The following is a 25696-nucleotide window of genomic DNA, read 5'->3' as shown; positions in this document are numbered from 1 at the left end:
TGAAATTTATAGTTTTATAAAAATAATCTTATAAAAATAAGTTGTCAAAAAGTTGTCAGGTTTAATGATGAAAATAACTTTAAGAGGGGTATATTAAGAAGAACGTTATAATGAAAAAAATTTTAGGGAACTAGATGAAACCATGGTTGTTTCTTTTTTTATGGTGTATGTTTACACTAAGCCTTGAGGCCGCTAGTAAACATATTTTGCTTTTACACTCTTATAATAAAGGTATTCGTTGGAGTGATCATCTCTCTCAAGGTGTTGAAGATGTTTTAGCCCCTTTTAAAGAGTATCAGCTCACAACGGAGTATATGGATACCAAAAAGAATGAAGATCCTGAATATTTGATTCTTCTTTACAATTTATTTGTTGCAAAACTTAAATATCAACAGTTTGATGCCGTGATTGCTGCTGATGATTTTGCCGTAAAATTTGTTTTAAATAATAAAGATAAACTTTTCCCAAATGTTCCTATCTTCTTTTGTGGTATTGAAAAAAGTATGCCTGGTGTTGATGTAGAGCGTATTAAACAAGAAAAAATCCCTCTTGTTTTTGAGAGTAAAGAAGTTGCAATTAATATGCAGTTTTTAAAACATGTTATGCCGCACTTAAAAAATGTTTATATTATTAGCGACAAAACTAAAGATTCTATGTCTATCAATTCTATTTTCCAAGAAGAAGCACAAAAATTAGAAGCACAGGGTATTCATACAACCATTAATTTAGAGGGAGATCTTGAAAAAATAACTGATGATCTTGCCCATTTACCTCCTCATAGTGCAGTGATGTTAGGGACTTTACTGCGTGACAATCATGGGAATTATATTCCTTATTACAAAGTAAGTGATGTGATTAACACTTCTTTGGCACCTGTATTTGCCGCTAGTGATGTTTTGCTTTCTGAAGGAATTATTGGTGGTTATTTATTGCGTGGATATACCAATGGTGTCGCTGTTGCTAAATTGACCTTAGCATATCTTGATGGTCAAAAAATAGATACATCAAAACCGCTTGTTGTACCCTCGGAATGGATATTTGATTATAGGATGCTTCAAAAATATAACATTGATGGATCAATGCTCCCAAAAGAAGCTACGATTATTAACCCACCCAAAAGTTTTTTTGAAGAGCACAGACAGCTTGTCGAGTATGCGTTTATCTTTTTCCCCTTTATCTTAATTTCACTTATCTTGGCCATCATTAACATCTATCAGCGCCAAAGGATGGAAAAAAAATTAGCTGCACAAAGTTATTTGGAACAAGTCCTTTTGAATAACATTCGAAGTTCCATTTTCTGGATTGATATCAAAGGGTACATCAAAGGATGTAATGACTCTTTTTGTACCATGGTGGGACTTTCACTTGATCAAATAGTTGGGCGTAGTATTTGCGATGTTTTCACGATCTTGTGTCATATGCCCACAAAAGAGCAACTTTTTGAACTTCAAGAGATTGAATTTATGCGGCAAGAGCGAACCTATCGATTGCGTAGTCAAATTTTTCTCGATGAAGATGGCAAAAATGGTGGTATTGTTGCAGTCATCACCGATGTGACAGAAAAAAAACAACTTGAAATCAATACCCAGTTTATCATCCAACAATCAAAACTTGCCGAAATTGGGGAGATGCTCTCAGCCATCGTCCATCAATGGAAAGTACCTTTGGTTGAACTCTCAGCAGTTGCTCATAAAATGCACCATTATGATCAAAAAGGAAAACTTACCAGTAACGACATTCAAAAATTTTATGGGGTAATTATGTCTCAAACGATTTATATGGGCGAGACAATTGATGGATTTCGTGATTTTATACGGCCTTCCAATGAGCCAAAAGCCTTTGATATTGACCAAGGTATCAAGGATGTTCTTGCGTTGCTATCCTATTCCATGAAGTATGACTCCATTGAAGTGAAGTATACAAATCATCTCACTAAAAGTAATATACTTTGGGGATACCCTAATGAATTTAAACAGGTTATTGTCAATATCATTAACAACGCGAAAGATGCGATTTTAGAAGAAAAAGTAAAAGCGCTTGTAACCAAAGGCCATATACACATTGATTTATACGAATTTGATGAAAGTGTTGGTGTTTTTATACGAGATAATGGTATTGGTATAAGTCAAGAGATATTACTCAACCTTTTTCAGCCCTTTTTTACGACAAAAACGAAAGGCGATGGATTTGGTTTGTATATGGCAAAGCTCATTATTGAAAGCAAAATGAACGGTAAAATCACATTAAAGCCTTTAACTCAAGGTGTGCAGGTGTGTATTGAGCTTCCAAGAGAGAAGGAGAAGAGCTATGAAAATCTTATTGCTTGAGGATAATGTCAATTTGGCTGAAATTATCAAAGAGATGTTAGAAGAAAAAGGTCATACGGTTGATTGGTTCGATGATGGTGAAGCGGCACTTTTTGAAAGTGCAAACGGGTACGATTGTTTTGTGCTGGATATTTATGTTCCTACGATGGATGGTATAGCACTTCTAAAAGAGATACGCCAGCGTGAAAAAAAGACGCCTGCTATCATCATCAGTGCTAATATAGAGTTAGAAACGATTCAAAAAGCGTACATTGCAGGATGCCACGATTACTTAAAAAAACCTTTTTATATGTACGAGTTGGAGCGTAAAATTGACCTGCTTTGCTCCAGAAATGTGCGTTTAGAGTTGCATGATGGCTTGAGCTATGATCCTAAAGATGAACTACTGTATGACGCATTTAATGAAGTGATGAAGCTTACATTAAAAGAGCGTCGGTTGATGGCAATATTAGCCAAAACCCCTAATATTATTGTCTCAATTGAGCATATAGAGCAGTATGTGTGGGAGGGTGAAGATGTGGGAATTGCAGGACTACGCTCTTTAGTAAAGCGTTTGCGTGCTAAGCTTTGTGAAAAGAGCATTGAAACACAAAACTACGGTTATCGCTTGGTTGTTTTGTGATGTTACTACAATAAAAGGTTTCTCAACTGATAATAGTTTTCTAAAACTTCTTTTTATTAAAATTAAAATTGTGCTCAAGAAATGGATTCTGCTTGTACATAATTAAAAGCTAATGCTTTTATAACTCTCAATTTATTGCTTATAGGTGTTGATGCATCTTTATGAATACAATTTCTACTTTTTACATGTAACCCCTTAATCGCATTTCCTGTATAATCGCGCAACTATTAACGATGTATGGAGCGCGACTGTATGAATCACACGTTTAAAATGATCCTTTTTTACCTTGCGATGTTTGCCACATTGGGGCTTTTTTGGTTTTGGATGGCTTTGCCTTCTTCGAGCCTCATAACGCTTGATCCCAATGTCAAACTACAATGCCTTTCGTATGCCCCTTTTGGCAAAAATGAATCGCCGATGGATATTCCTAAAGGGTTTCGTCCTTCGACCGAGCAGATGGACAAAGATTTGGCGCATTTGGCGACGATTACGAGTTGTATTCGTTCTTACTCAAGCGTGGGGCTTGAAGAGTTACCCGAGATTGCGCGTAAACATGGGCTGAAACTGTGGCTGGGTGCATGGGTAAGCAGTGATGTGGCGTTGACGAAAAAAGAGATCGACACAACGATTCGTTTGGCTAAAGAGAACAAAGACATTGTCGAAACCGTTGTCGTGGGCAATGAAGCGTTGTTGCGACGTGATGTGAGTGCCGCACAATTGGTCGGCTACATAAACGAAGTGAAACAAGCATTGCCCGATATGGTCATCACGTATGCCGATGTGTGGGAGTTTTGGAATAAGCACCCCGAGGTCGCACCTGCGGTCGATCGCGTGACGATTCACATCTTGCCGTACTGGGAAGATACACCCATCAGCGTGGACAAAGCGCTTTTACATGTAAAGAATATTCGTGAGTTGATGCAACAAAAAATTCCCGATAAAGAGATCGTCATCGGTGAGACAGGCTGGCCAAGTGAAGGACGTATGCGTGAATCTGCCTACCCCAGTGCGGTCAACCAAGCTCTCTTCACGCGTGGGTTTGTCAAAATGGCGGAAGAGAGTGGCTGGCAGTACAACTTCATCGAAGCGTTTGACCAACCGTGGAAGCGCATGAGTGAAGGTGCTGTGGGCGGTTTTTGGGGTCTGTTTGATGCCGATAGGGCGGATAAACACATCTTGCATGGTTTTGTCTCCAACTTTCCCAATGCGCTGTGGCTTTTTATCAGCAGTTGTGCGCTCAGTCTGGTTGGTTTGATTTGGCTTTGGGGCGTGCCGACATGTTCGTGCAAAAAAGCGCCGTACTGGTTTGCAACGCTCTTTGGTGGTTCGGTGGCGCTTACGTGGCAAGCCAATGCGTATTGGATCGTTTCGCGCAATAATTTGGAAGAGGCGTGGGCGATTTTATGCCTCTGTGTCGCTTTTTTACTGTGGCTTAAACTGGTGCGCTTTCTCATTGCTGAAGAGATCACGATGCGAGGTTCGATGGCGCGTTTCATGAGCGTTATAACGCTCAGTGAACCCAAAGGCGAGACCTTTTGGGAAGATGTTTTGCATCTGTGTAGCATCAGCATCGTGCTTGTGATGGCGCTCTCTTTAGCGTTTGATGGACGCTATCTGAACTTTGAGCTAGGAACGCTTGGCATCATTGCGGTGGTGTATGCGGTGATTTATTTTTCAACCGAGCGTAAAGAGCTTAATGGTTTGATGGAAAAAGCGAGCGGGTTGATCTTGTTTTTAAGTGCCTTAGCGGTTTTAGTTCAAGAGAGTGCACGCAATGATTTTGCGCTGAATTGGGTCATTTTAGTGATGGTTTTGGGCTCAACATTGTGGCTTTCCACCTCTAAATTGTGCGGTCTTTTTAGAACACTTTTGATTTTAGTCGTAGCCGCTCTTGCCATTGTGGCAATGAAAGAGGGTGTCTATGTCAAAGAGTCGTGGGTGGCTGTGTGCGCGGCTGAACCGATGCTTCCTATCTGTCAATTTAGAACGCTTTTAGGCAAGGTGATTTACCTCAATTACGTAGGGCTTTCAGGCATTGTCATTGCCATCTTTAGCGTGTTCTCAGGAAGCTATATCTTGGGTATGATCGCCATTGTTATGGGTCTTTTCTGCCTTCTGACGTTTAATGGCTTTTTAGGTGCCATCATTGTCGTTTTGGGTTGGTGGATTGTGGGGTATCGTCTGAGTGAAAAGTGTACGTTGTAGGTCTCTCTTTCGTACGGTTTTCAGGGGCTTTAATAATAACCTTTAGGTTTTTTCGTTAAAATAGATAAATTTTTATAATAAAACTAGGATGATTGTATGGATGTTAGAGCTGAGTTTTTAAAGTTTTTTGAACAAAAAGGTCACAAGATTATCGAGAGTTCTCCCCTTGTGCCCGATGACGCGACGCTTCTGTTTACCAACGCAGGCATGGTTCCTTTTAAGAGTGTTTTCACAGGCGAAGTGCCTCGCCCAAACCCTCCGCGTGCGACAACCTGTCAAACGTGCATCCGTGCAGGTGGAAAACACAATGACCTTGATAACGTCGGCTACACAGCGCGCCATCATACTTTTTTTGAAATGCTTGGAAACTTCTCTTTTGGCGATTATTTTAAAGAAGATGCCATCTCTCATGCGTGGGAGTTTGTCACAGACGTTTTAAAACTTCCCAAAGACAAACTCTGGGTGACCGTTCATGAGAGCGATGATGAGGCAGAAGCGATTTGGAAAAAACACATCGACGCGAGTCGCATTATGCGCTTTGGTGATAAAGACAACTTCTGGCAAATGGGCGATACGGGACCATGCGGTCCGTGCAGCGAAATCTTCATCGATCAAGGGGCTGAAAACTTCAACACGCCTGAGGATTATATGGGCGGCGATGGTGATCGTTTCTTAGAGATTTGGAATCTTGTGTTTATGCAGTACGAGCGCGACTCTTCAGGTGTGCTTCATCCGCTTCCTAAACCTTCTATCGACACGGGTATGGGTTTAGAGCGTGTCACAGCGGTGCAAGAAGGCGTTTTCAGCAATTATGACTCTTCACTCTTTATCCCATTAACGGACAAAGTCGCTGAGCTGTGCGGAAAACCGTATGCGTATAAAACGGGAGCAAGTTACCGTGTTATCGCCGATCACATTCGCGCTGTCTCTTTTCTTGTAGCCCAAGGCACAACCTTTGGTCGTGTAGGACGTGGGTATGTGCTAAGACGCATCCTAAGACGTGCAGTCAGACATGGTTATTTGTTGGGTCTTCGTGAGCCGTTTATGTACAAACTTCTTGATACCTTATGTGCGCTTATGGGCAAACAGTACCCGTACCTTGTTGCTAAAAAAGAGGTCATCGCTGAGCAGATTAAAAATGAAGAAGAGAGCTTCTTTACGACTATCGCTTCAGGACTGGAACTCTTTGAAAAAGAACTCCCCAATACCAAAACGATGTTCAGCGGTGAAGTTGCGTTTAAACTCTATGACACCTATGGCTTCCCTCTTGATTTGACAGCAGATATGCTTCGTGAAAAAGGGCTTAGTGTCAATGAAGCGGAGTTTGAAGCTTTGATGGCGGAGCAAAAAGCGCGTTCTAAAGCCTCATGGAAAGGAAGTGGTGACAAAGCAACCCAAGGTGAGTTTAAACCGCTCCTTGAAAAATTTGGTCTCAATACTTTTGTTGGTTACATGCAAAAAGAGGCCAAAACCAAAGTCTTAGCACTCTTAGATGAAAACTTCAAAGAGGTTCAAAGTTTAGACGAAAACGGTTGGGTGATGTTTGAACAAACCCCATTTTACGCGATGAGCGGTGGACAAAGTGGCGATGAGGGTGTCATTGAAGGCTATGGAAAAGTGCTCGATACGAAGAAATTTTTTGACCTTAATCTTTCCCTTGTTGAGCTTGAAAAACCTTTACATGTAAACGATGAGGTAAGCCTCAGTGTGGATGTCTCACGCCTTGAGATCGAAAGACATCACAGTGCAACACACTTGCTACACAGCGCACTTCGTAAAGTCTTGGGTGAGCATGTTTCTCAAGCGGGTAGTTTGGTCGAAAAAGACAGACTTCGTTTTGACTTCTCACATCCAAAAGCACTCAGTTTTGAAGAGATCGCTAAGGTTGAAGCGTTTGTGAACAGTGTCATCGCGAGTGGTGTTTCGGGAGAGACAAAACTGATGAATGTCGAAGAGGCTAAAAACAGTGGCGCTATGGCGCTTTTTGGCGAAAAATACGGCTCAGAAGTGCGTGTGGTCAGTTTTGGTGATGCGAGTGTTGAGCTGTGCGGTGGAACGCATGTTGAGAACACTGCCAATATCGGAAGCTTCTTTATTCAAAAAGAGAGCGGTGTGAGTGCGGGTGTCAGACGTATCGAAGCGATTTGCGGAAGTGCGGCACTTTCTTATGCGCAAAGTTTAAGAAGCGATCTTGAAGCGATTAAAGAGAGTGTGAAACATAAAGAGCCACTCATCGGCATCAATCGTCTGAAAGAAGAGATTAAAACCCTAAAAACTGAAGTTGAATCTTTAAATGCTCACGCTGGAAAGTCTGTAGAATCTTTACATGTAAACGGCGTTGAACTCATTGTGGATGTATTGGGTGCTGGCGATATTAAAGCGCGCATTGATGATCTTAAAAATGAGAAAAACTCCGTTGCAGTGCTTTTACTGCAAGTTAAAGACGACAAAGTGATGATCGCTGCAGGTGTTAAAAATGCCGCGATTAAAGCAGGTGCGTGGATTAAAGAGATCGCGCCGATCGTTGGTGGCGGTGGAGGAGGGCGAGATGACTTTGCGCAAGCAGGGGGGAAAGATGCTTCTAAAATCGAAGAGGCAAAATCAGCAGCCCTCGCGTATGCAAAATCCATTCTTCAAGGCTAAAAAATGCGCGATTTTTTCATAGAGATCTTTGGGGACTTTAGCCGAATCATCGTTTTTTTACATGTTATCAGCTCGGCACTGCTGATTGGTAGTATGTTCGTAATGCGTTTTGTGATTCAGCCTGTGGAAGAAGATGTCGCCGATGAGAAGATAAAATTTAACAGCTGCATTAAAATGATGCGACGTTACATTCTTTTTTTAGTGCCAGTGCTTCTGATTATCATCATAACATCGGTGTTTATGCACATCGGGCTTGGCTTTAAAGCGGGCAATCCGACCACCTATGTGATGGTGCATACCAAAGAGGCTCTGTGGACGTTTATCGCTTTTAATTTTATTTACATGTACTTCAAATATCTCAAAGCCAAAAAAGGTTTAGAGGAAGAGAATTACATCGAGGTCGAGGAAAATGTGATCTTGATGGTGAAATATCTCATCCCTCTCAATCTGCTTTTAGCCGTTATCTCGGTCTATTTTGGCGTGATTTTACGAGGCTATTAAGATGCAAACGATCGTGCTTGGCTCCTCTTCCATTACGCGCGCGGAACTGCTTACGAAATTTGGCGTTCCGTTCATCCAACGAGATCCTGGGTTTGACGAAGAGAGCCTTCGCATCGCTGATCCAGCCCATTTTGTCTACCATGCGACGAAAGGGAAAATGCAGAGTTACCTTGAAACGTACGACTTGGAAATGCCTGTTTTGTGCGCCGATACCGTAGTTACAGCCAATGGGCAGATTTTGCGTAAAGCCAAAGACAAAGCCGATGCCAAGCGCATTTTAGAGGCACAAAGTGGCAACACGGTGAGCATTTTGAGCTGCATGATTTACAAATCCAAAACGATTGAGCTTATTGATCTCTCCACAACGGACTATCTTTTCTTGCCATTTGAGCCCAAAGCACTGCATGATTATTTAGAAAGCGATGAGTGGAAGGGTAAAGCAGGAGCGTGTATGGTAGAAGGCTTTTGTAAGTCCTACATCAAAGAGGTGGTCGGACTTGAGAGTACCGCCATGGGGCTTAGCGTTGAGAAGCTGTTGCCTTTTTTACCCCTGTAACCATGTATCAAAACGAAATCCAAGCCATCACCAAAGCCAATCGCTACCGAAGCCGTAAGCTTTACGATGAATCTTTGGCGGATTTTAGCTCGAACGATTACCTCGGTTTTGCACAAAATCACACCCTTTTTGAACGCGCTGTGGCGCAAGTTTCGATCTATAAAACTCACGCGCCCAAGGCGTCTATTTTGGTCAATGGCTATCATCCCATTCATGAAGAGTTTGAAGCATTCTTAATGCGCCATAACGGTTTTGAAGCCGCTCTTGTGTGTGGCAGTGGTTTTTTAGCCAATTTTTCACTTATTGAAGCGTTACCGCGTAAACGGGATCTTTTGCTCTTGGACGAAGCGTATCATGCGAGTGGCATGGTCGCTTCTAAAACGGTGGATGCCGAAGTGTTGACGTTTAAGCACAACGATGCCAATCATCTTGAAAGTCTGATTAACACGCACAACCACAACCGCATTATCATCGCGGTTGAGGGCATTTATTCGATGAGTGGCGATCTTCTAAATCCCGATATTTTTGAGATAGCCGATCGTTATAACGCGATTTTAATTGTCGATGAAGCACACAGTGTGGGCGTTGTAGGCGACAATCTTCGAGGTGTGTTTGATCTCTTTCACATTACCCCCAAAGCAAACCATATCAAAATGGGAACCCTTGGAAAAGCGCTCGGAAGTTATGGCGCGTATATTTTATGTTCACAGCACATCGCAGAATTTTTACAAAATCGTGCCAAAGCGATCATTTATACCACAGCACCCTCTTTGTTTGATATTGCCCTAGGCTATCAAGGTTTGCTGTACATTCTTAAAAACAGAGCTAAACTCAAAGCCGATATTGCTGAGCGTCAAAAGGTTGTGCATGAATGTTTAGGTGTCAAAATAGATGGACTGATTTGCTCGTATCCTTTATCCACTGGAGCGGATGCGTTGGGAGTTCAGCAAAGCTTGATCGTCGAGGGATTTTTGGTCGGAGCGATTCGCCCACCCACCGTTCCAAGGCCCATTTTGCGCATCATCCCTCGTTTGGGTGAGAGCGTAGAACAGCTTCGTGCGTTGTGCTCTTTGATCCAAAAGGGGTCATTTTGAGCTTTACATGTAAAGAGCTTGTGATTCAACATAAAGCTAAAACCCTTTTGCATGTAAGCTTTTCGTTTGCGCGATCGTTTGCGCTGATTGGGGAGAGTGGCAGTGGAAAAAGTTTGACGCTGAAGGCACTTTTAGGTATGTTACCGCATGAGTTAAAGAGCACACTGTCGTACAACGCTAGTTATGAACTCAAACGAGGAGAGAGCATCGCTTTTGTGCCTCAAAACCCTTTTACAGCGCTTTCTCCACTCACCAAAATCGAAAAGCAGTTTATGGCACCACTTGAGAGGGCGCAAAAGTACCTTCGCATGGTCAATTTGGATGTGGACTTTTTAGACCGCTTTCCCTCCGAGCTGAGCGGTGGGCAGTTGCAACGCCTCATCATCGCGATGGCACTGAGCATAGAGCCTCGTTTACTCCTTTTGGATGAGCCGACCACGGCGCTGGATGAAGAGAGTAAAACCACGGTTTTAGAGTTGATCGCAACGCTTCAAAAAGAGTGTGGGTTTGATCTGCTTTTTGTGACGCATGATATTGGAACGATTGAGCATTTATGCGATGAAGTGGGTATTATTAAAAATGGAAAAATCATTGAGTCTGGTTTGACGCAACAGATATTAAACGACCCAAAAGAGGCATACACGAAGCAGCTTTTGGCGTCTGGATTTCGACAAAGGAGTTTTAGAGAGTGAAATACATTATAACAATTTTAACCATGCTTGGATTTGCAGCGGTTATGGCCATTATCTTTTTATACGCACAGATTCGGTTTGATGCCGATAAAATTATTGACTATAACCCAAAATTAACCACACAAATTTACGATCGCAACGGTGATCTTGTTGCTAATCTTTTTGATGATGAAAATAGGATCTATGTTGAGTACAAAGATATTCCTTCACGTGTTATTGAAGCGTTGGTTGCAACCGAAGATACCTCATTTTTTGAGCACAATGGTATTAATATTGAAGCGATTTTTAGAGCGCTGATTAAAGATATTCATGCCATGAAACTGGTTGAGGGGGCAAGTACGATCACTCAACAGCTCATCAAAAATACCGTTTTGACACGCCAAAAAACCTTGACCCGTAAAATCAACGAAGCGATTCTTGCCTACACGGTTGAAGCCGCATTGACCAAAGAGCAGATTTTAGAGCGTTACTTTAATCATGTCTATTTTGGGCATGGTTATTACGGGATTAAAACCGCGTCTCTTGGGTATTTTAAAAAACCACTTGAAGGACTGAGTCTTAAAGAGATTGCCATGTTAGTCGGACTTCCTAAGGCACCTAGTTCGTATGACCCAACGCGCCATATGGATCTCTCCCTAAGCAGGGCCAATCAAGTTCTCAGCCGTCTTTATACCCTCGGCTGGATCAGTGAGGCGGAATACACTAAAGCAACCTTGGAGCATCCAATGGTGTATGACGAAACCTTAACACGCAATCGTGCCCCTTATGTGGTGGATGAAGTGATTAAAAGCTTAGCCTCAGAGTACGACGATATCAAAAAAGGTGGGTATAAAATTTACCTTACGATTGATCTTAAGATGCAACAACTTGCTCATGACGCCCTTAATGTAGGGTATAAAGGAATGGTTGCTCGTATGGGAAAAGATGCCAATGCAACAGAGCTCAATGGTGCGATGGTGGTTATGGAAAACAACACGGGCAATGTTTTAGCGCTTGTGGGTGGCATTGATTATGCAAAAAGCAGTTTTAATCGTGCAACACAGAGCAAACGCCAACCAGGATCAAGTTTTAAGCCTTTCTTGTACCAAAAAGCTTTGGATTGGGGTTATTCACCACTGTCTGAAATTCCTGATATTTCACGAACCTATGTCAACAGTGAAACCGATGAAGAGTGGAAACCAAAAAACTATGAAAATGATTTTGAAGGTTTGATCACACTTAAAGAGGCGTTGGTGCATTCGCGTAACCTTGCTACGATCAATCTTTTATCGCTTTTAGGAATGGACAGTGTCTATAAAGAGCTAAAAAAAGATGGTTTTAAAAATATTGCTATGGATTTAACACTCGCCCTTGGAAGCTTTGGTATTTCACCGCTTGAATACAGTAGTTTTTACTCCATGTTCCCTAATTATGGTGTGAAAGTCGAACCGCTTCTTGTCAAGAAAGTGATCACGCGTCAAGGAGTTGAAAAAGTGTATGAAACAGAGAGTCAAATCCTTACTTCTCCCAAGCAGAGCTACTTGATGATTGATATGCTCAAAGAGGTTGTGAAACGAGGAACAGGACGAAATGCGCAAGTTCCGGGCATCGAAATTGGAGGAAAAACAGGAACAACCAATAGCAGTGTGGATGTCTGGTTTTGTGGTTTTTCACCGGATATTGAAGTGATTACCTGGTATGGCAATGACAACAATACCCCGCTTAAAAAAGGCGAAACGGGTGGTCGTTCTGCGGCACCTGCGTTTAAATACTTTATGACAAAGTATGTTGAACTGCATCCTGAAACCACACGTGAATTTAAGATGCCAGAAGGTGTCAATGCCCGAAAGGTTGATGGAACCACAGAGTTTTTTACCGATGTCTCACCGTTTCCAAAGAGCAGCACCAAAGAGTTAAACGAAGAGGGTGGTTTGATGTTCTAACAGCTTTACGGGGAAAGAGTGATACAACTCTCTGCCTCGTAGCTTTTCAATGAAAGCGTGCAAGGTAGGAAGTGATTTAATTCTGCCTCACAGAGGCAAGCTTCAGCGCCTAGTGCAACGTAGCTTTTCAAGCTTAGCTTGGAAAGCGTGTAAAGATAAAAAAAGGGGAGTAAGAGGGAAATCCCTCTTGCTCCCTGAATACGTCTTAAATGATTAGCAAGAGAACATTGTTTTAAATTCAAACGCAGTAGGTCTAGCCTCATCTGGCCAAACTTGCGTTTCAAATTTGTAGTGTTGATACGTGTCCAAAAACTCTGGTGTCATAACCGGTTTAAGATACTCGTTGTCACGGATTAACGCTTCAAGTGAACCTCTTAGGGTATGAGGCATTTGGTTAATACCTTTTTCTCTAATTTCATCAAGTGTGAGTTCAAACAAATCTTCATCCATTGGTCCAATAGGCTCAGTTTTAGTGTTGATACCATCAATTCCAGCAAGAAGCATAGAAGCAAATGCAAGGTATGGACAAGATGTTGAATCTGGGAAACGCATTTCAACACGAACCGATTTCTCACCCGCACCGTAAGGGATACGACATGAAGCAGAACGGTTTTGCATAGAGTATGTAAGGATTGAAGGAGCTTCAAATCCTGGAATGAGACGTTTGTATGAGTTGGTTGATGGGTTTGTAAACGCCGCAACACTACGTGCGTGTTTCAAGATACCACCGATGTACCAACGAGCCATGTCGCTAAGGTTTGCGTATTCGCCAGCCTTAAAGAACATGTTTTTGCCATCTTTCCAGATAGATTGGTGAACGTGCATACCGCTACCATTGTCACCGTAAAGTGGTTTTGGCATAAAGGTTGCTGTTTTACCGTTAAGGTGCGCTACCATTTTTACAACGTATTTGTATTTTTGAACGTTATCCGCTGCTTCAATCAATGTTCCAAATTTAACACCAATTTCGCCTTGTGCTTGAGCAACTTCGTGATGAACAACGAATACTTCAAGACCAACTTGTTTGAGTGTTTGAACCATTTCAGCACGTAAATCTACCATTGAGTCGATTGGTTGAACGGGGAAGTAACCACCTTTTGTGCCGGGGCGGTGACCTGTGTTATAACCATCAGTAAAGTTTTTTGCGCTATTCCAGCCGCCTTCTTCAGAGTCTACTTCATAGTAAGAACAGTTAATGTCATCTCTGATTTTCACATCATCAAATACGAAGAATTCATTTTCTGGACCAAAGTAAGCGACATCACCCAAACCTGTCTCAGCAAGGTATTTCAATGTTTTTTTAGCGATACTTCTTGGACATTTCTCATAAAGTTCACCTTTATAGATGTCGAAAACATCACAGAATACAACAACCGTTGAATCCGCTGTGAAAGGGTCTAAAAACGCGCTCTCTGCTTCTGGTTTAAGCAACATATCGGATTTGTTGATGGGTTGCCACGCATCGATTGATGAGCCATCAAAAGGAATACCATTGGTGAAAGATTCTGCACTGATTGATTCAATAGTATATGTAAGGTGATGCCATGTTCCTTTCATGTCAGTGAAACGGAAATCGACAAATTCAACTTCATTGTCAGTAGCGTATTTGAAAAATTCTTCAACACTGTTAACGAATTTACCCATGTTGTAACTCCTAGATTTTAAATTTAAGTAATTTTATCAGATTGAACTGAAAATAAAGCCGAATAGTATGCTTAAAAATTAACCAATATTCGATCTCTGCTTTCAAAAGTTGCACATTTTTTATACCCAAATGCTTTTGCAATCAACCGCAACTCTTCTTGGCGCAATCCAATATGCTGAACGGTATGCGCATCCGAACCAAAGGTAATTGGAATATCATGTTCTGCGATCAACTCCATCAAGGGATGGCTTGGGTACGCTTCACCTACGGGTTTACGAAAGCCAGCGGCATTGAGCTCGATCGTCATATTGGCTTTTTTAATCGCTTTTATGGCATTTTTTGCGATGAGTCTGACATCTTTTTTGGGCAAATAATTAAAGACTTTAATCAAGTCCAAATGCCCAACAATATCAAATAATCCGCTCTTTGCCATGGCTCCAATCGCTGCAAAATAGCGCTCCCACACTTCATCAATGTTTTTGGTACGGTACTCTCCGATAAATTCGGGATTGTCAAAGCCCCAAGCGCCTAAAAAATGGACAGAGCCTATAAAATAATCAACACTTCGTTTCAGCACACGCTCATCAATATACCCTTCTAAAAAATCGACCTCATAGGCGAGTAAAATTTGGATCTGATCGTGGTAGGTTTCTTTTACATGTAAAACATCGTTTTCATAATTTTCCATTTGGGAAAAATCCATACGATACGCCTCATCAAAGTTCATAGGCGCGTGATCGGAAAAGCCAAAAACATCTATTTTTTTCTCTATGGCGGCTTGTACATACGCTTCAATGCTTCCATCTGCATGGTTGCATAAAGGGGTGTGGTTATGTAAATCAATCATCATGGCAGGCTTCCTTGTATCAGGGTCTTAAAGTTAAATTATATAAAAAGTTCACTATAATAGACCATAATTTGTCATTTTGAGGAGAAAGCTTATGACGCAAGAAGAACTTGATGCTTTGATGGCGGGCGATTTAGATGAAATGGACGATGCTGCACCTGCCCACAGTGCCATTGAAGAGAGTCTGGAATCAGATGAAGATGAGATGTCGGACAGTGAGGCTTTAGAAGTTGAAAAAGATAAAGCAGCAACCCAAATGATGCATGAATACAGACCATCCTCCACGATGTCTTGGCCTCCACCACCGCCTACGTCTGATCATAAGATGGTGCATCAACTTGATGATGTGACCAAAGACTCTGAGATCAAAGCGACTCAGGTATTTGACAAACTTGAAACCGTTAGTAATTTTATGATGAGTGCGGAAGAGAATGCCAAAGAGGTCATTAAGCTGATTGAGACCAACATCACACTTTTTGAAACATTGGTGACAAAATTTCCTAAAATCGATCAGTTCCAAAAAGCGCTTGATGACAACAAAGGGATGAAAGATCGCGTCGAAGATCTTTTGATGAATGCCCAAATGGCAGAAGATGAAATCATGATGACGATGGACATTATGCAGTACCAAGATATTCACCGTCAAAAAATAGAGCGGGTTATTAACGTTATGCGAGCCCTTTCTAAATACATGAGCGCTCTGTTTGAAGGCTCTAAGGATGATTCAAAACGTGTCAGTTCTGCTGTGCATATTCACGGTGATGAGACAACAGAAGATGTTGTGAGCAGTGAAGATATTGAAGCGTTAATCGCTAGTTTAGGAAAGAAATAGGTGTCAAACGTCGAACTGCTTTCTCCTGCTGGAAATTTTGAAAAGTTAAAAATAGCGCTGGCTTATGGCGCAGATGCCGTGTATGCAGGGGTGAGTCACTTCTCCCTTCGCATACGCTCAGGCAAAGAGTTTACCTACGAGAGTTTTGAAGAGGCGATCAACTACACGCACGCACAAGGCAAACACCTGCACGCAACCGTGAATGGTTTTCCGTTTAATGCACAGATTCCGTTACTTGAAAAACACATTGAGCGTGTGGCGGCGATGAAGCCTGATGCGTTTATTGTGGCGGCTCCTGGTGTCATTAAACTAGCGCATAAAATTGCACCGCATATTCCGATTCACCTCTCCACGCAAGCGAATGTTTTAAGTTACCTTGACGCCGAAGTCTATTCGGATATGGGCGTGAAGCGCATTATCGCAGCGCGTGAAGTGAGTTTGAAAGATTTGGAGCAGATCAAAAAGCATCTACCACATTTAGAGCTGGAAGTGTTTGTACACGGTTCGATGTGTTTTGCCTACAGTGGTCGCTGTTTGATCAGCTCCGTGCAAAGCGGACGCGTTTCAAACCGTGGAAGCTGTGCGAATGACTGTCGTTTCCCGTACACGCTTTACGCACACAACGAAGAGAGCGGAACACTGTTTCGTATTGAAGAGAGTGAAGAGGGCACGCACATTATGAATGCGAAAGACCTCAATTTAAGCGCGCATGTCAAAGAGATACTTGATTCGGGTGTCATTGATTCACTGAAAATTGAAGGGCGAACCAAGAGTTCGTATTACGTAGGCATTACGACCAAAACGTATCGCCAAGCGATTGAAGATTATTATGCGAACCAATTTGATGCCACCAAATACACGGCGGAGCTTGATACAACCAAAAACAGAGGGTTTAGTGATGGCTATTTGGTCAATCGTCCGTTTGAAAAAAATGATACCCAAAACTTAGCGCACTCGATTAGTGAAGGCACCCATCAAGTGGTAGCTCAAGTAAGTGAAGATGGCACGACCTGTTTGTGTAAGGATGTTTTGGCGTTACATGTAAAGTATGATGTGGTCATGCCCGCTCATCTTTCAATTGAAGCAATGGACAATGACATTGGCACTATTTTTGAAGAAGATGGCCTGTGGAAAATATCCTTTAAACAACTTCAAACGCCCAATGGTAAAGCGTTTGATGAGATACACAGCGGCAATGTCAATGCGATTGTCTTGCCAACACCCTTACCAGGGTTTACATTTTTAAGAGCAAAGATAAAAGGATAAAACGTGAAATTCGTTTCTATTATAATGGGAAGTAAAAGTGATTATACCGTGATGGAAGAGTGCGCAAAGACGTTAGAGAAATTTGGCGTCTTGCATGAGGTCATCGTCTCCTCAGCGCACCGAAGTCCAGAGCGAACGCATGAATATGTTAAAAATGCTGAAGCCAAAGGGGCGAAAGTCTTTATCGCGGCAGCAGGCATGGCAGCGCATTTAGCCGGCGTAGTAGCTTCACTGACCACAAAACCGGTCATTGGTGTTCCAATGACCGGTGGCGTTATGGAGGGTATGGACGCACTTTTAAGCACCGTTCAGATGCCTGGAGGCATGCCAGTAGGAACGGTGGCGATTGGCTCAGCAGGAGCTATTAACAGTGCCTATTTAGCGATGGAAATTCTTGCTCTTGCGGATGAAGAGTTGGCGGCGAAACTCAAAGAAGATCGCATTTTAAAAGCAAAAAAAGTTGAAACCGATTCTGCGGGGATTGAGATTATCCTATAAGGGGCAAAACAATGAACAGTTGGATGGAAATTGAAGAGTTTAGCGGGTTGATGAATTTGGATATTTCTGCCATCAGATCATTGATTGATGAGGGTAAACTCACGAGCAAAGAAGAAGAGGGACAGTGCTTTGTAGAAATAAGCCGTAGTGCGCAAGCACTGATTCCTGCGACCAAAGGCATTGTCCTCGATGAAGCGTATGAAGGTTCATCCGTGAGTCTAAGCTCTGAATTTGTGGAAAAAACGGTTGGGGCGATTTTAAGCCTGCATGAAAAAGTATTGGATGCCAAAGAGGAGACGCTAGACGCGCTCAAAGGGGAAAACCGCTTTTTAAAAGAGGCACTTTTCTCGATGCAAGAGCTTTGCGATGAAGACCGCAAAGTGATCGAAACGCTGAGTAAACAGCTTGGATTATTACAAGACGAGCTGGAATTTACCAAACGAAAATACAAAATGATGTGGAATAAAGCGGTGGAAAGTTATACACCACCGACCAAATAATCTTTACATGTAATAAAATGAAGAAGGGAAGAAATAGTGCTTACATTTAGTCAAATGCTTTTAAACCTCCAAACGTTTTGGCAAGATCAAGGCTGTACGATTGTTCAACCTTATGATATGCCAGCCGGTGCTGGAACCTTTCATAATGCAACGTTTTTACGAAGCTTGAGTAGCAAACCGTGGGCAACAGCCTATGTAGCTCCTAGTCGCAGACCAACCGATGGAAGGTATGGCGAAAATCCAAACCGTTTAGGAAGTTACTACCAGTTCCAAGTGCTCATCAAGCCAAGTCCTGACAACATTCAAGAGCTTTACCTTAAAAGCCTTGAGATGCTAGGGCTTGACATCAAAAAACACGATATCCGCTTTGTTGAAGACAACTGGGAATCTCCAACATTAGGTGCTTGGGGGCTTGGTTGGGAAGTGTGGTTGGATGGTATGGAAGTGACACAATTTACCTATTTTCAACAAGTAGGTGGTATTCCTTGCAGTCCTGTTCCTGTTGAGATTACCTATGGTGTTGAGCGTTTGGCGATGTATTTGCAAGAAAAAGAGTCGGTGTTTGATCTTGTCTGGAATGAGAACCAATTTGGTGTAACCACTTATGGTGATGTGCATAAACAGAGCGAATATGAATTTAGCAAATACAACTTTGAAATCGCGAATGTCTCCATGCTTTTTGATCAATTTGAAAACGCGCAAGTCGAGTGTAAGCGTTGTTTAGAAGAGAATTTGCCGTTGCCTGCGTATGACTACTGTTTGATGGCTTCGCATACGTTTAACGTGCTTGATGCGCGCAAAGCGATCTCAGTGACACAACGTCAAAACTACATTTTAAAGATTCGCGAACTCGCCAAAGGGTGCGCTGTTAAATACAAAGAAGTGGTCGGTTAATGAAATTAGGGGCACTGTACGATTTTTTAGACACACTGAGCCCCTTTGCCACGCAAGCATCTTGGGATAACAGCGGTCTTCTCATCGGAAGTCGTGAGGATGAGGTAGAACAAATTTATCTGAGCCTTGATGTCGATAGCGCTCTGTTAGAAGAGGTAGCTGAAAATTCACTGATTATAACGCATCATCCACTTATTTTTAGCAGTTTAAAACAGCTCAATTTTGCGAAATATCCTTCCAATTTGATTCAAATTATGGTGCAAAAAAAGATCAGTTTGATCGCGATGCACACGAACTTTGATCTTTCGCATCTTAATGCGTTTGTGGCGTCAAAACTAGGCTTTGAAATCGTCGACAGTAACGAATTTGTAGCCTACTGTGAGGTGAACCAACGTTTGGATGATTTGGCGTTACATGTAAAGCATGTTTTGGGCATTGAAAATCTGCGAATTGTGCGTGGGCGTGAATGGGTTGGGCGTTGTGCGATTACGACAGGAGCTGGTGGTGATCTCATCTCCAAAATTGAGGCGGATTGTTTCTTAAGTGGTGATCTTAAGTACCATCAAGCGATGGAAGCAAAAGAAAATAATCTCTCATTAATTGACATCGGGCACTTTGAGTCGGAACGCTATTTCCCAGAGTGTTTAGCCCAATATTTGAAAAATTTGCCATTAAAGGCTATAATGTCAAATTCTAAAAATCCGTTTGAGTATAAATAGAGGACAAAACCAATATGAATAAGTATTTAGAGCAGTTAATTGAGCTTTCCAAGTTAGACAAAGAGATCGACGATTTTGGTCCACGTATCGCCAAAGTTGAGAAAATGTTGAAGCTTTCTTTAGACAAAGAGAGAGATTTGAAACTCCAAGCAGAGTCTTTTCAAGCGGACATTGCAGACGCTAAACTTAAAAAAGCAAAAAATGAAGCACATCTTGCGGAACTTTCTTCCAAACTTAAAGATCTTACCAAAAAAAGTGCGTTGGTAAAAACAGCTAAAGAGATTAAAGCCCTTCAACTTGAAGAGGAAATTTCAAAAGAGCAGTGTGATTTTGCCAATGACGAAATCAACCGTTTAGATAAAATTATTGATCTTAAACAGACCAATATCTCAGGATTGCAAGAGAAGATCGCAGAGGCGGTTAAAGAAGCTGAAGAGATTAAAGCTTCCATCGATTCTCAGATCCAAGCGATTGAAGAAGAGCGCAGAAATGTGTATCAATCCAAAGATGAACTCGTTGTACAGATGAGTCAAAAAATCTTAACGTTTTACCAAAAAATTCGTAAATGGGCGGAGAATACAACCGTTGTTCCTGTGAAAAAACAGGCATGTTACGGTTGTTTTATGCGCATGAATGACAAAACGTATGCCAGTGTTTTAAAACAAGATGACATCGTGACATGCCCACATTGTGGTCGTATTTTATACAAAGAGATCGCAGAGGAAGCACAGGCGTAAACTTTGAACTTTCTGTACTACGTTTTGGCAACGCTTCTTTATCTCTTAGCGTTGCCGTATTTACTGTACCTTCGCTTTAAGCCTAAATACAAAGATTCGATTCCCGCACGCTTTTTTTTGAAACACAATCCTTCTTTTTCAGAAGGTGGCATTTGGTTTCATGCGTGCTCTTTTGGTGAAGTTCGCTCCCTTAGCCCTTTGATAGAGAAAATTGATCCATCTTCCCTTCGCCTGAGCGTGATCACCCAAACAGGGTTTCACGAAGCGTGCAAACATGCAAAGGCGGAGGTTCGCTATCTGCCTTTTGAGATTTTTTTACCGTTTTGGATACGCAAGCAAAAGGTATTGATCGTGATGGAGGCGGAACTTTGGCCTTTGTTGTTTATCGTCGCCAAAGCCAAAGGGATGCGAACCGTTTTACTGAACGCTAGAATATCCGATCACTCGTATGCTTCGTATCAGCGTTTTGCTTGGGTCTATCGTTGGATTTTGAGCCATATCGATCTTGTCTTGGCCCAAAGTGAGCAAGATGCGCAAAGGCTTCAGCATTTGGGTGCGAAGTTGGTTCAAGTCAGTGGAAATATCAAAATGTTTGGTACGTACACCCTGAGTCATGCGTATGCTAAAGCTGAGGGTAAACGCGTCGTGGTTGTTGCAAGTACGCATGAGGGTGAAGAGGCTTTGATCTTATCGCATGTGAACCTCTTGCCAAACGATCAGCTCGTTGTCGTTCCTAGGCATCCTGAACGATTTTTAAATGTGGGTCTGTTTTTAAGCGAATATGCTCAAAATCAGGGCAAACGTTATGCGTGTTTATCGAAGCAGCCTACGTTGGATGCCGATGTTATTTTGTGCGATACAATGGGTGAACTCATTAATCTCTATGCGATTGCAGATATTGTGATTTTAGGAGGTTCCTTTGTGGAAGGTGTGGGTGGACATAATCCGCTAGAACCTGCTTTTTTTGGAGTCAAACTCATTAGTGGCGCGTCTATTTTCAATCAGAAAGTGCTTTTTGAGGCAGTTGAAAATAGCATTACATGTAAGATTGAAGATTTAAAAAACATTTTTGATAGTATCGAGGATTACCCCAAGAGTGCTATCTCTCATCGTAGTGACATTGCGCCACTCCTTGAGCAAATATTAGGAAGTTAAAATGGAAAAAGCCTATAAATTATTAGCCTTGCAAGAAGGCATCTCAAACCGTGCAGCGAAAGATTTGATCGATCGTGGCGTTGTGTATGCTGCTGGTAAAAAAGTCAGTGTCGCACGTGGAGAGCTCAGTTCGAGTACGAAATTTAAAGTTGAAAAAATTGCACCGATCAAAGTCATTTTTGAAGATGAATTCATCATGGCAGTGGATAAGCCTGCTTTCATGACCTCAGAAGAGGTTGCAGAAATCAAAAAATTGCCTCTTTTGCACAGACTTGATCGCGAAACCAGTGGGGTTTTACTCTTAACCAAAGATGATGAGTTTCGCCAAAAAGCGGTCATCGCGTTTAAAAAGCGTGAAGTGCAAAAAGAGTACTTAGCCATTGTGGAAGCAAAAATCGTGGAAGACATGGAGATCAATGCGCCTATTATGACGATCAAAAAAGGCAATACGGCTTACAGTAAGATCAGCAGCGAAGGCAAAGAGGCGATCAGCCATGTTGAACCTTTGATGTATGAGGGCAAACGCTCCAAAATCAAAGTGCGCATCGAAACAGGCAGAACGCATCAAATCAGGGTGCATCTTAAAAGCATCGGGGCTTCCATTTTGGGTGACACCGAGTACGGTGGACGTCCTCATAAACGTTTGATGTTGCACGCTTCAAAAATTATGCTTCTAGGGTATATTTTTCAGACGAAAGAACCTGAAGATTTTATTAAATTTAGCGTTTGAGAAAAAAAGAGTTAAGCCTTTCATCAGCCCTAAAAATGGGCTTTAAGTGGCATTCTGAAGTTCTAAATTGATTACTATGTTTTAAGGTTTAATTTAGTTTAAAGTATTTGTTTTGTAAAATTACGTTTCTTTGTTAAAAGTGGAAATGTGAATAGATAAAAAAGGATAAGTTTGTGCTTGAGGTTTTAACCGATTCGTTTCGTTCAGCGATCAATAAAATACGTTTCAGCGATGATGAAAAGTCTTTAAAAAGTGCTCTAGAGAACCTTAAAAAAGCGCTTCTCAAAGCCGATGTTCACCATAAAATCGTACGTGATTTACTGCGTAATGTTGAACTTGAGACAAAAGCAAAAGGCATTGGACAAGTCAATTTTTTACGCTCTTTAAAAACACATTTAACCACAATTTTAACCGTTCCAGGACATCAAGGGTTCGTTTTTGCTTCCAAGCCTCCAACCACCGTGTTGATGGTCGGTTTGCAAGGAAGTGGTAAAACAACCACAACCGTAAAATTAGCCAATTATCTTAAACTCAAACAAAAAAAAGTGTTAGTCGTTGCGTGCGATCTTCAACGTTTGGCGGCAGTTGAGCAATTGCGCCAACTCTGTTCAGCCAATGAGATCGATCTTTACTTTGAGGATGCGAGCGCAAATCCTGTGAGTATCGCTAAAAATGCGATGAAAAAAGCCAAAGAGGGCTTATACGATGTCATTTTGGTCGATACAGCAGGCCGTTTAGCGATTGATGCTGAGCTGATGGATCAACTTGAAGCGATTAAAAAAGAGCTCACTCCGGATGAGATCTTTTACGTAGCAGATTCCATGACCGGTCAAGATGCTGTTAAAAGTGCAGTGACTTTCCATGAAAAAATTACGCTCAGTGGTGTCATCTTAAGTAAATTTGATGGTGATGGTAAGGGTGGTGTTGCACTTGGTATTGCGGAGCAGACCAATGTTCCTCTTCGATTTATCGGTGTGGGCGAAAAAGTTGCAGATTTAGAGCATTTTATTCCTGATCGTATCGTGAGTCGTTTAATGGGCGAGGGCGATCTTGAAACCTTGGCTGAAAAGACCAGTGGCATCATTAACGAAAAACAAGCCAAAGCAATGACCCAAAAGATCAAAAAAGGGCAGTTTAACTTTAATGACTTTTTAGATCAGATGGAGCAGATGAAAAAGCTTGGAAGTATGAAATCACTCATTGGGATGATTCCCGGACTTTCACAAATGGCAGGAAAGCTTCAAGATGTCGATATGGAAAACTCCGTTGAGATGAAACGCATTAAAGCGATGATAGGCTCAATGACCAAAAAAGAGCGTGAAGACCCAGAATTATTGAATAATAGTCGAAAAAGACGCATTGCCGAAGGCTCAGGTCTTTCGCAAGTAGAAGTCAATCGCTTTTTAAAGCAGTTTGGAAATGCTGCGAAGATGGCGAAGAAATTCTCGGGTAAAAAGGGAATGCAAGATCTTCAAAATATGCTCTCACAAAGCAAACACGCACACCTTCGTTAAGGTGTGACGGTTTAGCTTTACATGTAAGCTTACATGTAAAGCTAAGTTGTAAAAAACTATAAATAAATTCAAGGAGACCATGAAAATGGCAACAGTTGTAAGATTAACACGAATGGGTAGAAATAAAACTCCATTTTACAGAATCGTCGTAACAGACAGCAGAAAAAAACGTGACGGTGGATCAATCGAAACAATCGGTTACTACAATCCATTAACAGAGCCACAAGTGATCAAATTTGATGCTGAAAGACTTGCTTACTGGAAAAGCGTTGGCGCAAAGATGAGTGACAGGGTTGCTAAAATCACGGGTAAATAATCATGATTGACACATTTCTCGAAGAGTTTGCCAAGCTTTTGGTAGACAATCCAGCAGGTGTACGCGTTGAGCGAAGCGATGTTGATGGAACATTTTGCGAAGTTGTCATCTATGCGGATAAAATTGATACCGGTAAGTTGATTGGTAAAGATGGCAAAATGATCAATTCACTCAAGACGCTTATCTCTGGATGTAAAGCCAAAGATGGCATCTCTTATCGAGTGACTGTCAAAGCTAACGATGAATAACCTATCTTCCCTCATTGAAGTCGCTCAAATCGGGCGACTCGTGGGCTTAAAAGGTGAGCTTAAACTTCACCTTCAATGTGACTTTCCCGAACAGTTTAAAAAAGGCAAGACGTTTACCACCCAAAAAGGTGAGACACTTGAAGTCTTTTCGTTCAATCAAACACGGGGGCTTATCTCGTTTGTTGGGTATCAAAGCAGAGAAGCGGCTGCTAAATTGGTCAATACTTTTTTGCTGACAACACAGGAAAATTCCATCAGTGAGTGTGCGCTTCAAGAGGGCGAATTCTTTTGGTTTGATCTGATTGATGCAAATGTGATTGATGAAGATGGAACTGCTTTGGGCACCGTGGATGAAATTGAGCGTATTGCAGTGACGGATTATTTGGTCATCAAAACCGCTGAGGCATTGGTGCAGAAGGGGCTTTCTAAAACGTTTTATTTGCCCTACATTGAACGTTATATCCTAACGTTTGACAAGGCGAAAAAAGAGGTTCTAAGCAAAGACGGTTTAGGAATTTTGGAGAACTCTTAATGCGATTTTCCTATGTGACACTCTTTGAAGGGTTGATCGCTTCATATTTTGAAGACTCCATTTTAAAACGTGCCATTGCCAAAGAGCTTTTGAGTGTTGAGTTTTTTAATCCACGCGATTATACGCTGAACAAACATGGTAAAGTCGATGACTATCAAGCCAGCGGTGGAGCAGGGCTTGTGCTTTTTCCTCAACCGCTGTTTGATCTTTTACGTTCCATCAAACACGCATCCCCTGAAGCGTATATTATTTTCCCGACACCTTCTGGAAAACTCTTTACGCAAAATGATGCTAAACGACTCGCAAAGAAAAAACATCTGGTTTTTGTGAGTGGTCGTTATGAGGGAATTGATGAGCGCGTCATCGAAACATTTGCCGATGAGCTTTTTTGCATAGGTGATTATGTGTTAACGGGAGGAGAACTTCCGAGTCTTGTGATGAGTGATGCGATCAGTCGTAATATCAAAGGGGTTCTTGGAAACGAGGATTCTTTGAGCATGGAGAGTTTTGAGAGTCCTCTTTTAGAGGCACCGTGTTTCTCAAAACCGCCGATTTATGAAAATAAATCAGTGCCCTCAGAGTTTTTAAAGGGAAACCACGCTAAAATCACAAGCTTAAAAAATAAAATGTCTGAATCTAAGACAAAATATTTCAGACCCGATCTGTTTTCTCGCTTTAACGCGAAGCATTAGAATGAACAA

25 protein-coding genes are annotated in these 25696 nt (G+C 41.8%); 23 read left to right on the top strand and 2 right to left on the bottom strand.

The window, feature by feature from the left end; translation table 11 throughout:
* The first annotated feature begins 134 nt into the window (after window positions 1–134).
* From SMUL_RS11525 to SMUL_RS11485, 9 genes are all read left to right on the top strand, one after another.
* On the top strand, window positions 135–2327 hold the full coding sequence (locus SMUL_RS11525) for an ATP-binding protein (RefSeq protein WP_025345412.1): 2193 nt from the start codon (window positions 135–137) through the stop codon (window positions 2325–2327).
* Window positions 2308–2949: a response regulator transcription factor gene (locus SMUL_RS11520; protein ID WP_025345411.1), complete on the top strand. Its 642-nt coding sequence runs from the start codon at window positions 2308–2310 to the stop codon at window positions 2947–2949. The genes SMUL_RS11525 and SMUL_RS11520 overlap by 20 nt, the downstream gene beginning before the upstream one ends.
* 252 nt (window positions 2950–3201) lie before the next feature.
* On the top strand, window positions 3202–5154 hold the full coding sequence (locus SMUL_RS11515) for a glycoside hydrolase family 17 protein (protein WP_025345410.1): 1953 nt from the start codon (window positions 3202–3204) through the stop codon (window positions 5152–5154).
* A gap of 96 nt (window positions 5155–5250) precedes the next feature.
* Complete coding sequence (gene alaS, locus SMUL_RS11510) at window positions 5251–7797, top strand: alanine--tRNA ligase (RefSeq protein ID WP_025345409.1); 2547 nt, start codon at window positions 5251–5253, stop codon at window positions 7795–7797.
* Between the two features lie 3 nt (window positions 7798–7800).
* On the top strand, window positions 7801–8298 hold the full coding sequence (locus SMUL_RS11505; RefSeq protein WP_025345408.1) for a hypothetical protein: 498 nt from the start codon (window positions 7801–7803) through the stop codon (window positions 8296–8298).
* Window position 8299: 1 nt separating this feature from the next.
* Complete coding sequence (gene maf / locus SMUL_RS11500; protein ID WP_038533356.1) at window positions 8300–8854, top strand: septum formation inhibitor Maf; 555 nt, start codon at window positions 8300–8302, stop codon at window positions 8852–8854.
* Window positions 8855–8856: 2 nt separating this feature from the next.
* A complete protein-coding gene (locus SMUL_RS11495) occupies window positions 8857–9948 on the top strand; it encodes an aminotransferase class I/II-fold pyridoxal phosphate-dependent enzyme (RefSeq protein WP_025345406.1) in 1092 nt (363 codons plus the stop codon).
* A complete protein-coding gene (locus SMUL_RS11490) occupies window positions 9945–10640 on the top strand; it encodes an ATP-binding cassette domain-containing protein (protein WP_025345405.1) in 696 nt (231 codons plus the stop codon). The genes SMUL_RS11495 and SMUL_RS11490 overlap by 4 nt, the downstream gene beginning before the upstream one ends.
* On the top strand, window positions 10637–12562 hold the full coding sequence (locus SMUL_RS11485) for a penicillin-binding protein 1A (protein ID WP_025345404.1): 1926 nt from the start codon (window positions 10637–10639) through the stop codon (window positions 12560–12562). The genes SMUL_RS11490 and SMUL_RS11485 overlap by 4 nt, the downstream gene beginning before the upstream one ends.
* 213 nt (window positions 12563–12775) lie before the next feature.
* On the opposite strand, the gene glnA is transcribed toward SMUL_RS11485, so the two are convergent.
* Both glnA and SMUL_RS11475 read right to left on the bottom strand, forming a co-directional pair.
* Window positions 12776–14206, bottom strand: a complete 1431-nt coding sequence (gene glnA, locus SMUL_RS11480; protein ID WP_025345403.1) for a type I glutamate--ammonia ligase — start codon at window positions 14204–14206, stop codon at window positions 12776–12778.
* A gap of 71 nt (window positions 14207–14277) precedes the next feature.
* The gene (locus tag SMUL_RS11475) at window positions 14278–15057 is read right to left on the bottom strand and encodes a histidinol-phosphatase (RefSeq protein ID WP_025345402.1); all 780 of its coding nucleotides are present in this window, start codon (window positions 15055–15057) and stop codon (window positions 14278–14280) included.
* A gap of 91 nt (window positions 15058–15148) precedes the next feature.
* On the opposite strand from SMUL_RS11475, the gene SMUL_RS11470 reads away from it, so the two are divergent.
* The 14 genes from SMUL_RS11470 to trmD all read left to right on the top strand — a co-directional run bounded on the left by SMUL_RS11470 (window position 15149) and on the right by trmD (window position 25687).
* A complete protein-coding gene (locus SMUL_RS11470) occupies window positions 15149–15886 on the top strand; it encodes a hypothetical protein (RefSeq protein WP_025345401.1) in 738 nt (245 codons plus the stop codon).
* A complete protein-coding gene (locus SMUL_RS11465; RefSeq protein WP_025345400.1) occupies window positions 15887–17152 on the top strand; it encodes a peptidase U32 family protein in 1266 nt (421 codons plus the stop codon). It begins immediately after the preceding gene.
* Window positions 17153–17155: 3 nt separating this feature from the next.
* A complete protein-coding gene (gene purE / locus SMUL_RS11460) occupies window positions 17156–17650 on the top strand; it encodes a 5-(carboxyamino)imidazole ribonucleotide mutase (protein WP_025345399.1) in 495 nt (164 codons plus the stop codon).
* Window positions 17651–17661: 11 nt separating this feature from the next.
* Complete coding sequence (locus SMUL_RS11455; protein WP_025345398.1) at window positions 17662–18150, top strand: DUF3972 domain-containing protein; 489 nt, start codon at window positions 17662–17664, stop codon at window positions 18148–18150.
* Window positions 18151–18186: 36 nt separating this feature from the next.
* Window positions 18187–19044: a glycine--tRNA ligase subunit alpha gene (gene glyQ / locus SMUL_RS11450; RefSeq protein WP_025345397.1), complete on the top strand. Its 858-nt coding sequence runs from the start codon at window positions 18187–18189 to the stop codon at window positions 19042–19044.
* Entirely contained in the window at window positions 19044–19763 is a 720-nt protein-coding gene (locus SMUL_RS11445) for a Nif3-like dinuclear metal center hexameric protein (RefSeq protein WP_025345396.1), read from the top strand. The genes glyQ and SMUL_RS11445 overlap by 1 nt, the downstream gene beginning before the upstream one ends.
* Before the next feature lie 14 nt (window positions 19764–19777).
* Entirely contained in the window at window positions 19778–20500 is a 723-nt protein-coding gene (locus tag SMUL_RS11440; protein WP_025345395.1) for a zinc ribbon domain-containing protein, read from the top strand.
* Between the two features lie 3 nt (window positions 20501–20503).
* Window positions 20504–21655 carry a lipid IV(A) 3-deoxy-D-manno-octulosonic acid transferase gene (gene waaA / locus SMUL_RS11435; RefSeq protein ID WP_038533351.1) on the top strand — a complete coding sequence of 384 codons (1152 nt, stop codon included), beginning with the start codon at window positions 20504–20506 and terminating at the stop codon, window positions 21653–21655.
* A 1-nt stretch (window position 21656) separates the two neighbouring features.
* Window positions 21657–22385 carry an RluA family pseudouridine synthase gene (locus SMUL_RS11430; protein ID WP_025345394.1) on the top strand — a complete coding sequence of 243 codons (729 nt, stop codon included), beginning with the start codon at window positions 21657–21659 and terminating at the stop codon, window positions 22383–22385.
* Between the two features lie 173 nt (window positions 22386–22558).
* Entirely contained in the window at window positions 22559–23899 is a 1341-nt protein-coding gene (ffh, locus tag SMUL_RS11425; protein ID WP_025345393.1) for a signal recognition particle protein, read from the top strand.
* 85 nt (window positions 23900–23984) lie between these two features.
* Window positions 23985–24215, top strand: a complete 231-nt coding sequence (gene rpsP / locus SMUL_RS11420; protein WP_025345392.1) for a 30S ribosomal protein S16 — start codon at window positions 23985–23987, stop codon at window positions 24213–24215.
* A gap of 2 nt (window positions 24216–24217) precedes the next feature.
* The gene (locus SMUL_RS11415) at window positions 24218–24463 is read left to right on the top strand and encodes a KH domain-containing protein (RefSeq protein ID WP_025345391.1); all 246 of its coding nucleotides are present in this window, start codon (window positions 24218–24220) and stop codon (window positions 24461–24463) included.
* Window positions 24456–24995, top strand: a complete 540-nt coding sequence (gene rimM / locus SMUL_RS11410; protein WP_025345390.1) for a ribosome maturation factor RimM — start codon at window positions 24456–24458, stop codon at window positions 24993–24995. Before SMUL_RS11415 ends, rimM begins: the two co-directional genes overlap by 8 nt.
* Window positions 24995–25687, top strand: a complete 693-nt coding sequence (gene trmD / locus SMUL_RS17290; RefSeq protein ID WP_025345389.1) for a tRNA (guanosine(37)-N1)-methyltransferase TrmD — start codon at window positions 24995–24997, stop codon at window positions 25685–25687. Before rimM ends, trmD begins: the two co-directional genes overlap by 1 nt.
* Window positions 25688–25696: the final 9 nt, after the last annotated feature.

It is taken from the genome of Sulfurospirillum multivorans DSM 12446 (genome assembly GCF_000568815.1).
Taxonomy (GTDB): Bacteria; Campylobacterota; Campylobacteria; order Campylobacterales; family Sulfurospirillaceae; genus Sulfurospirillum; species Sulfurospirillum multivorans.
The sequence above is the reverse complement of the archived record's forward strand: the minus strand, read 5'-3'. Positions and strand labels throughout refer to the sequence as shown.

Bases quoted from the DNA above. Each gene is read 5' to 3' on its own strand.
- rpsP (WP_025345392.1), top strand. From the start codon at position 23,985: ATGGCAACAGTTGTAAGATTAACACGAATGGGTAGAAATAAAACTCCA.
- SMUL_RS11515 (WP_025345410.1), top strand. From the start codon at position 3,202: ATGAATCACACGTTTAAAATGATCCTTTTTTACCTTGCGATGTTTGCC.
- SMUL_RS11430 (WP_025345394.1), top strand. From the start codon at position 21,657: ATGGAAAAAGCCTATAAATTATTAGCCTTGCAAGAAGGCATCTCAAAC.
- SMUL_RS11440 (WP_025345395.1), top strand. From the start codon at position 19,778: ATGAATAAGTATTTAGAGCAGTTAATTGAGCTTTCCAAGTTAGACAAA.
- rimM (WP_025345390.1), top strand. From the start codon at position 24,456: ATGAATAACCTATCTTCCCTCATTGAAGTCGCTCAAATCGGGCGACTC.
- SMUL_RS11455 (WP_025345398.1), top strand. From the start codon at position 17,662: ATGAACAGTTGGATGGAAATTGAAGAGTTTAGCGGGTTGATGAATTTG.
- SMUL_RS11495 (WP_025345406.1), top strand. From the start codon at position 8,857: ATGTATCAAAACGAAATCCAAGCCATCACCAAAGCCAATCGCTACCGA.
- SMUL_RS11445 (WP_025345396.1), top strand. From the start codon at position 19,044: ATGAAATTAGGGGCACTGTACGATTTTTTAGACACACTGAGCCCCTTT.
- SMUL_RS11415 (WP_025345391.1), top strand. From the start codon at position 24,218: ATGATTGACACATTTCTCGAAGAGTTTGCCAAGCTTTTGGTAGACAAT.
- SMUL_RS11520 (WP_025345411.1), top strand. From the start codon at position 2,308: ATGAAAATCTTATTGCTTGAGGATAATGTCAATTTGGCTGAAATTATC.
- SMUL_RS11470 (WP_025345401.1), top strand. From the start codon at position 15,149: ATGACGCAAGAAGAACTTGATGCTTTGATGGCGGGCGATTTAGATGAA.
- alaS (WP_025345409.1), top strand. From the start codon at position 5,251: ATGGATGTTAGAGCTGAGTTTTTAAAGTTTTTTGAACAAAAAGGTCAC.
- SMUL_RS11475 (WP_025345402.1), bottom strand. From the start codon at position 15,057: ATGATGATTGATTTACATAACCACACCCCTTTATGCAACCATGCAGAT.
- glnA (WP_025345403.1), bottom strand. From the start codon at position 14,206: ATGGGTAAATTCGTTAACAGTGTTGAAGAATTTTTCAAATACGCTACT.
- SMUL_RS11525 (WP_025345412.1), top strand. From the start codon at position 135: ATGAAACCATGGTTGTTTCTTTTTTTATGGTGTATGTTTACACTAAGC.
- maf (WP_038533356.1), top strand. From the start codon at position 8,300: ATGCAAACGATCGTGCTTGGCTCCTCTTCCATTACGCGCGCGGAACTG.
- SMUL_RS11505 (WP_025345408.1), top strand. From the start codon at position 7,801: ATGCGCGATTTTTTCATAGAGATCTTTGGGGACTTTAGCCGAATCATC.
- trmD (WP_025345389.1), top strand. From the start codon at position 24,995: ATGCGATTTTCCTATGTGACACTCTTTGAAGGGTTGATCGCTTCATAT.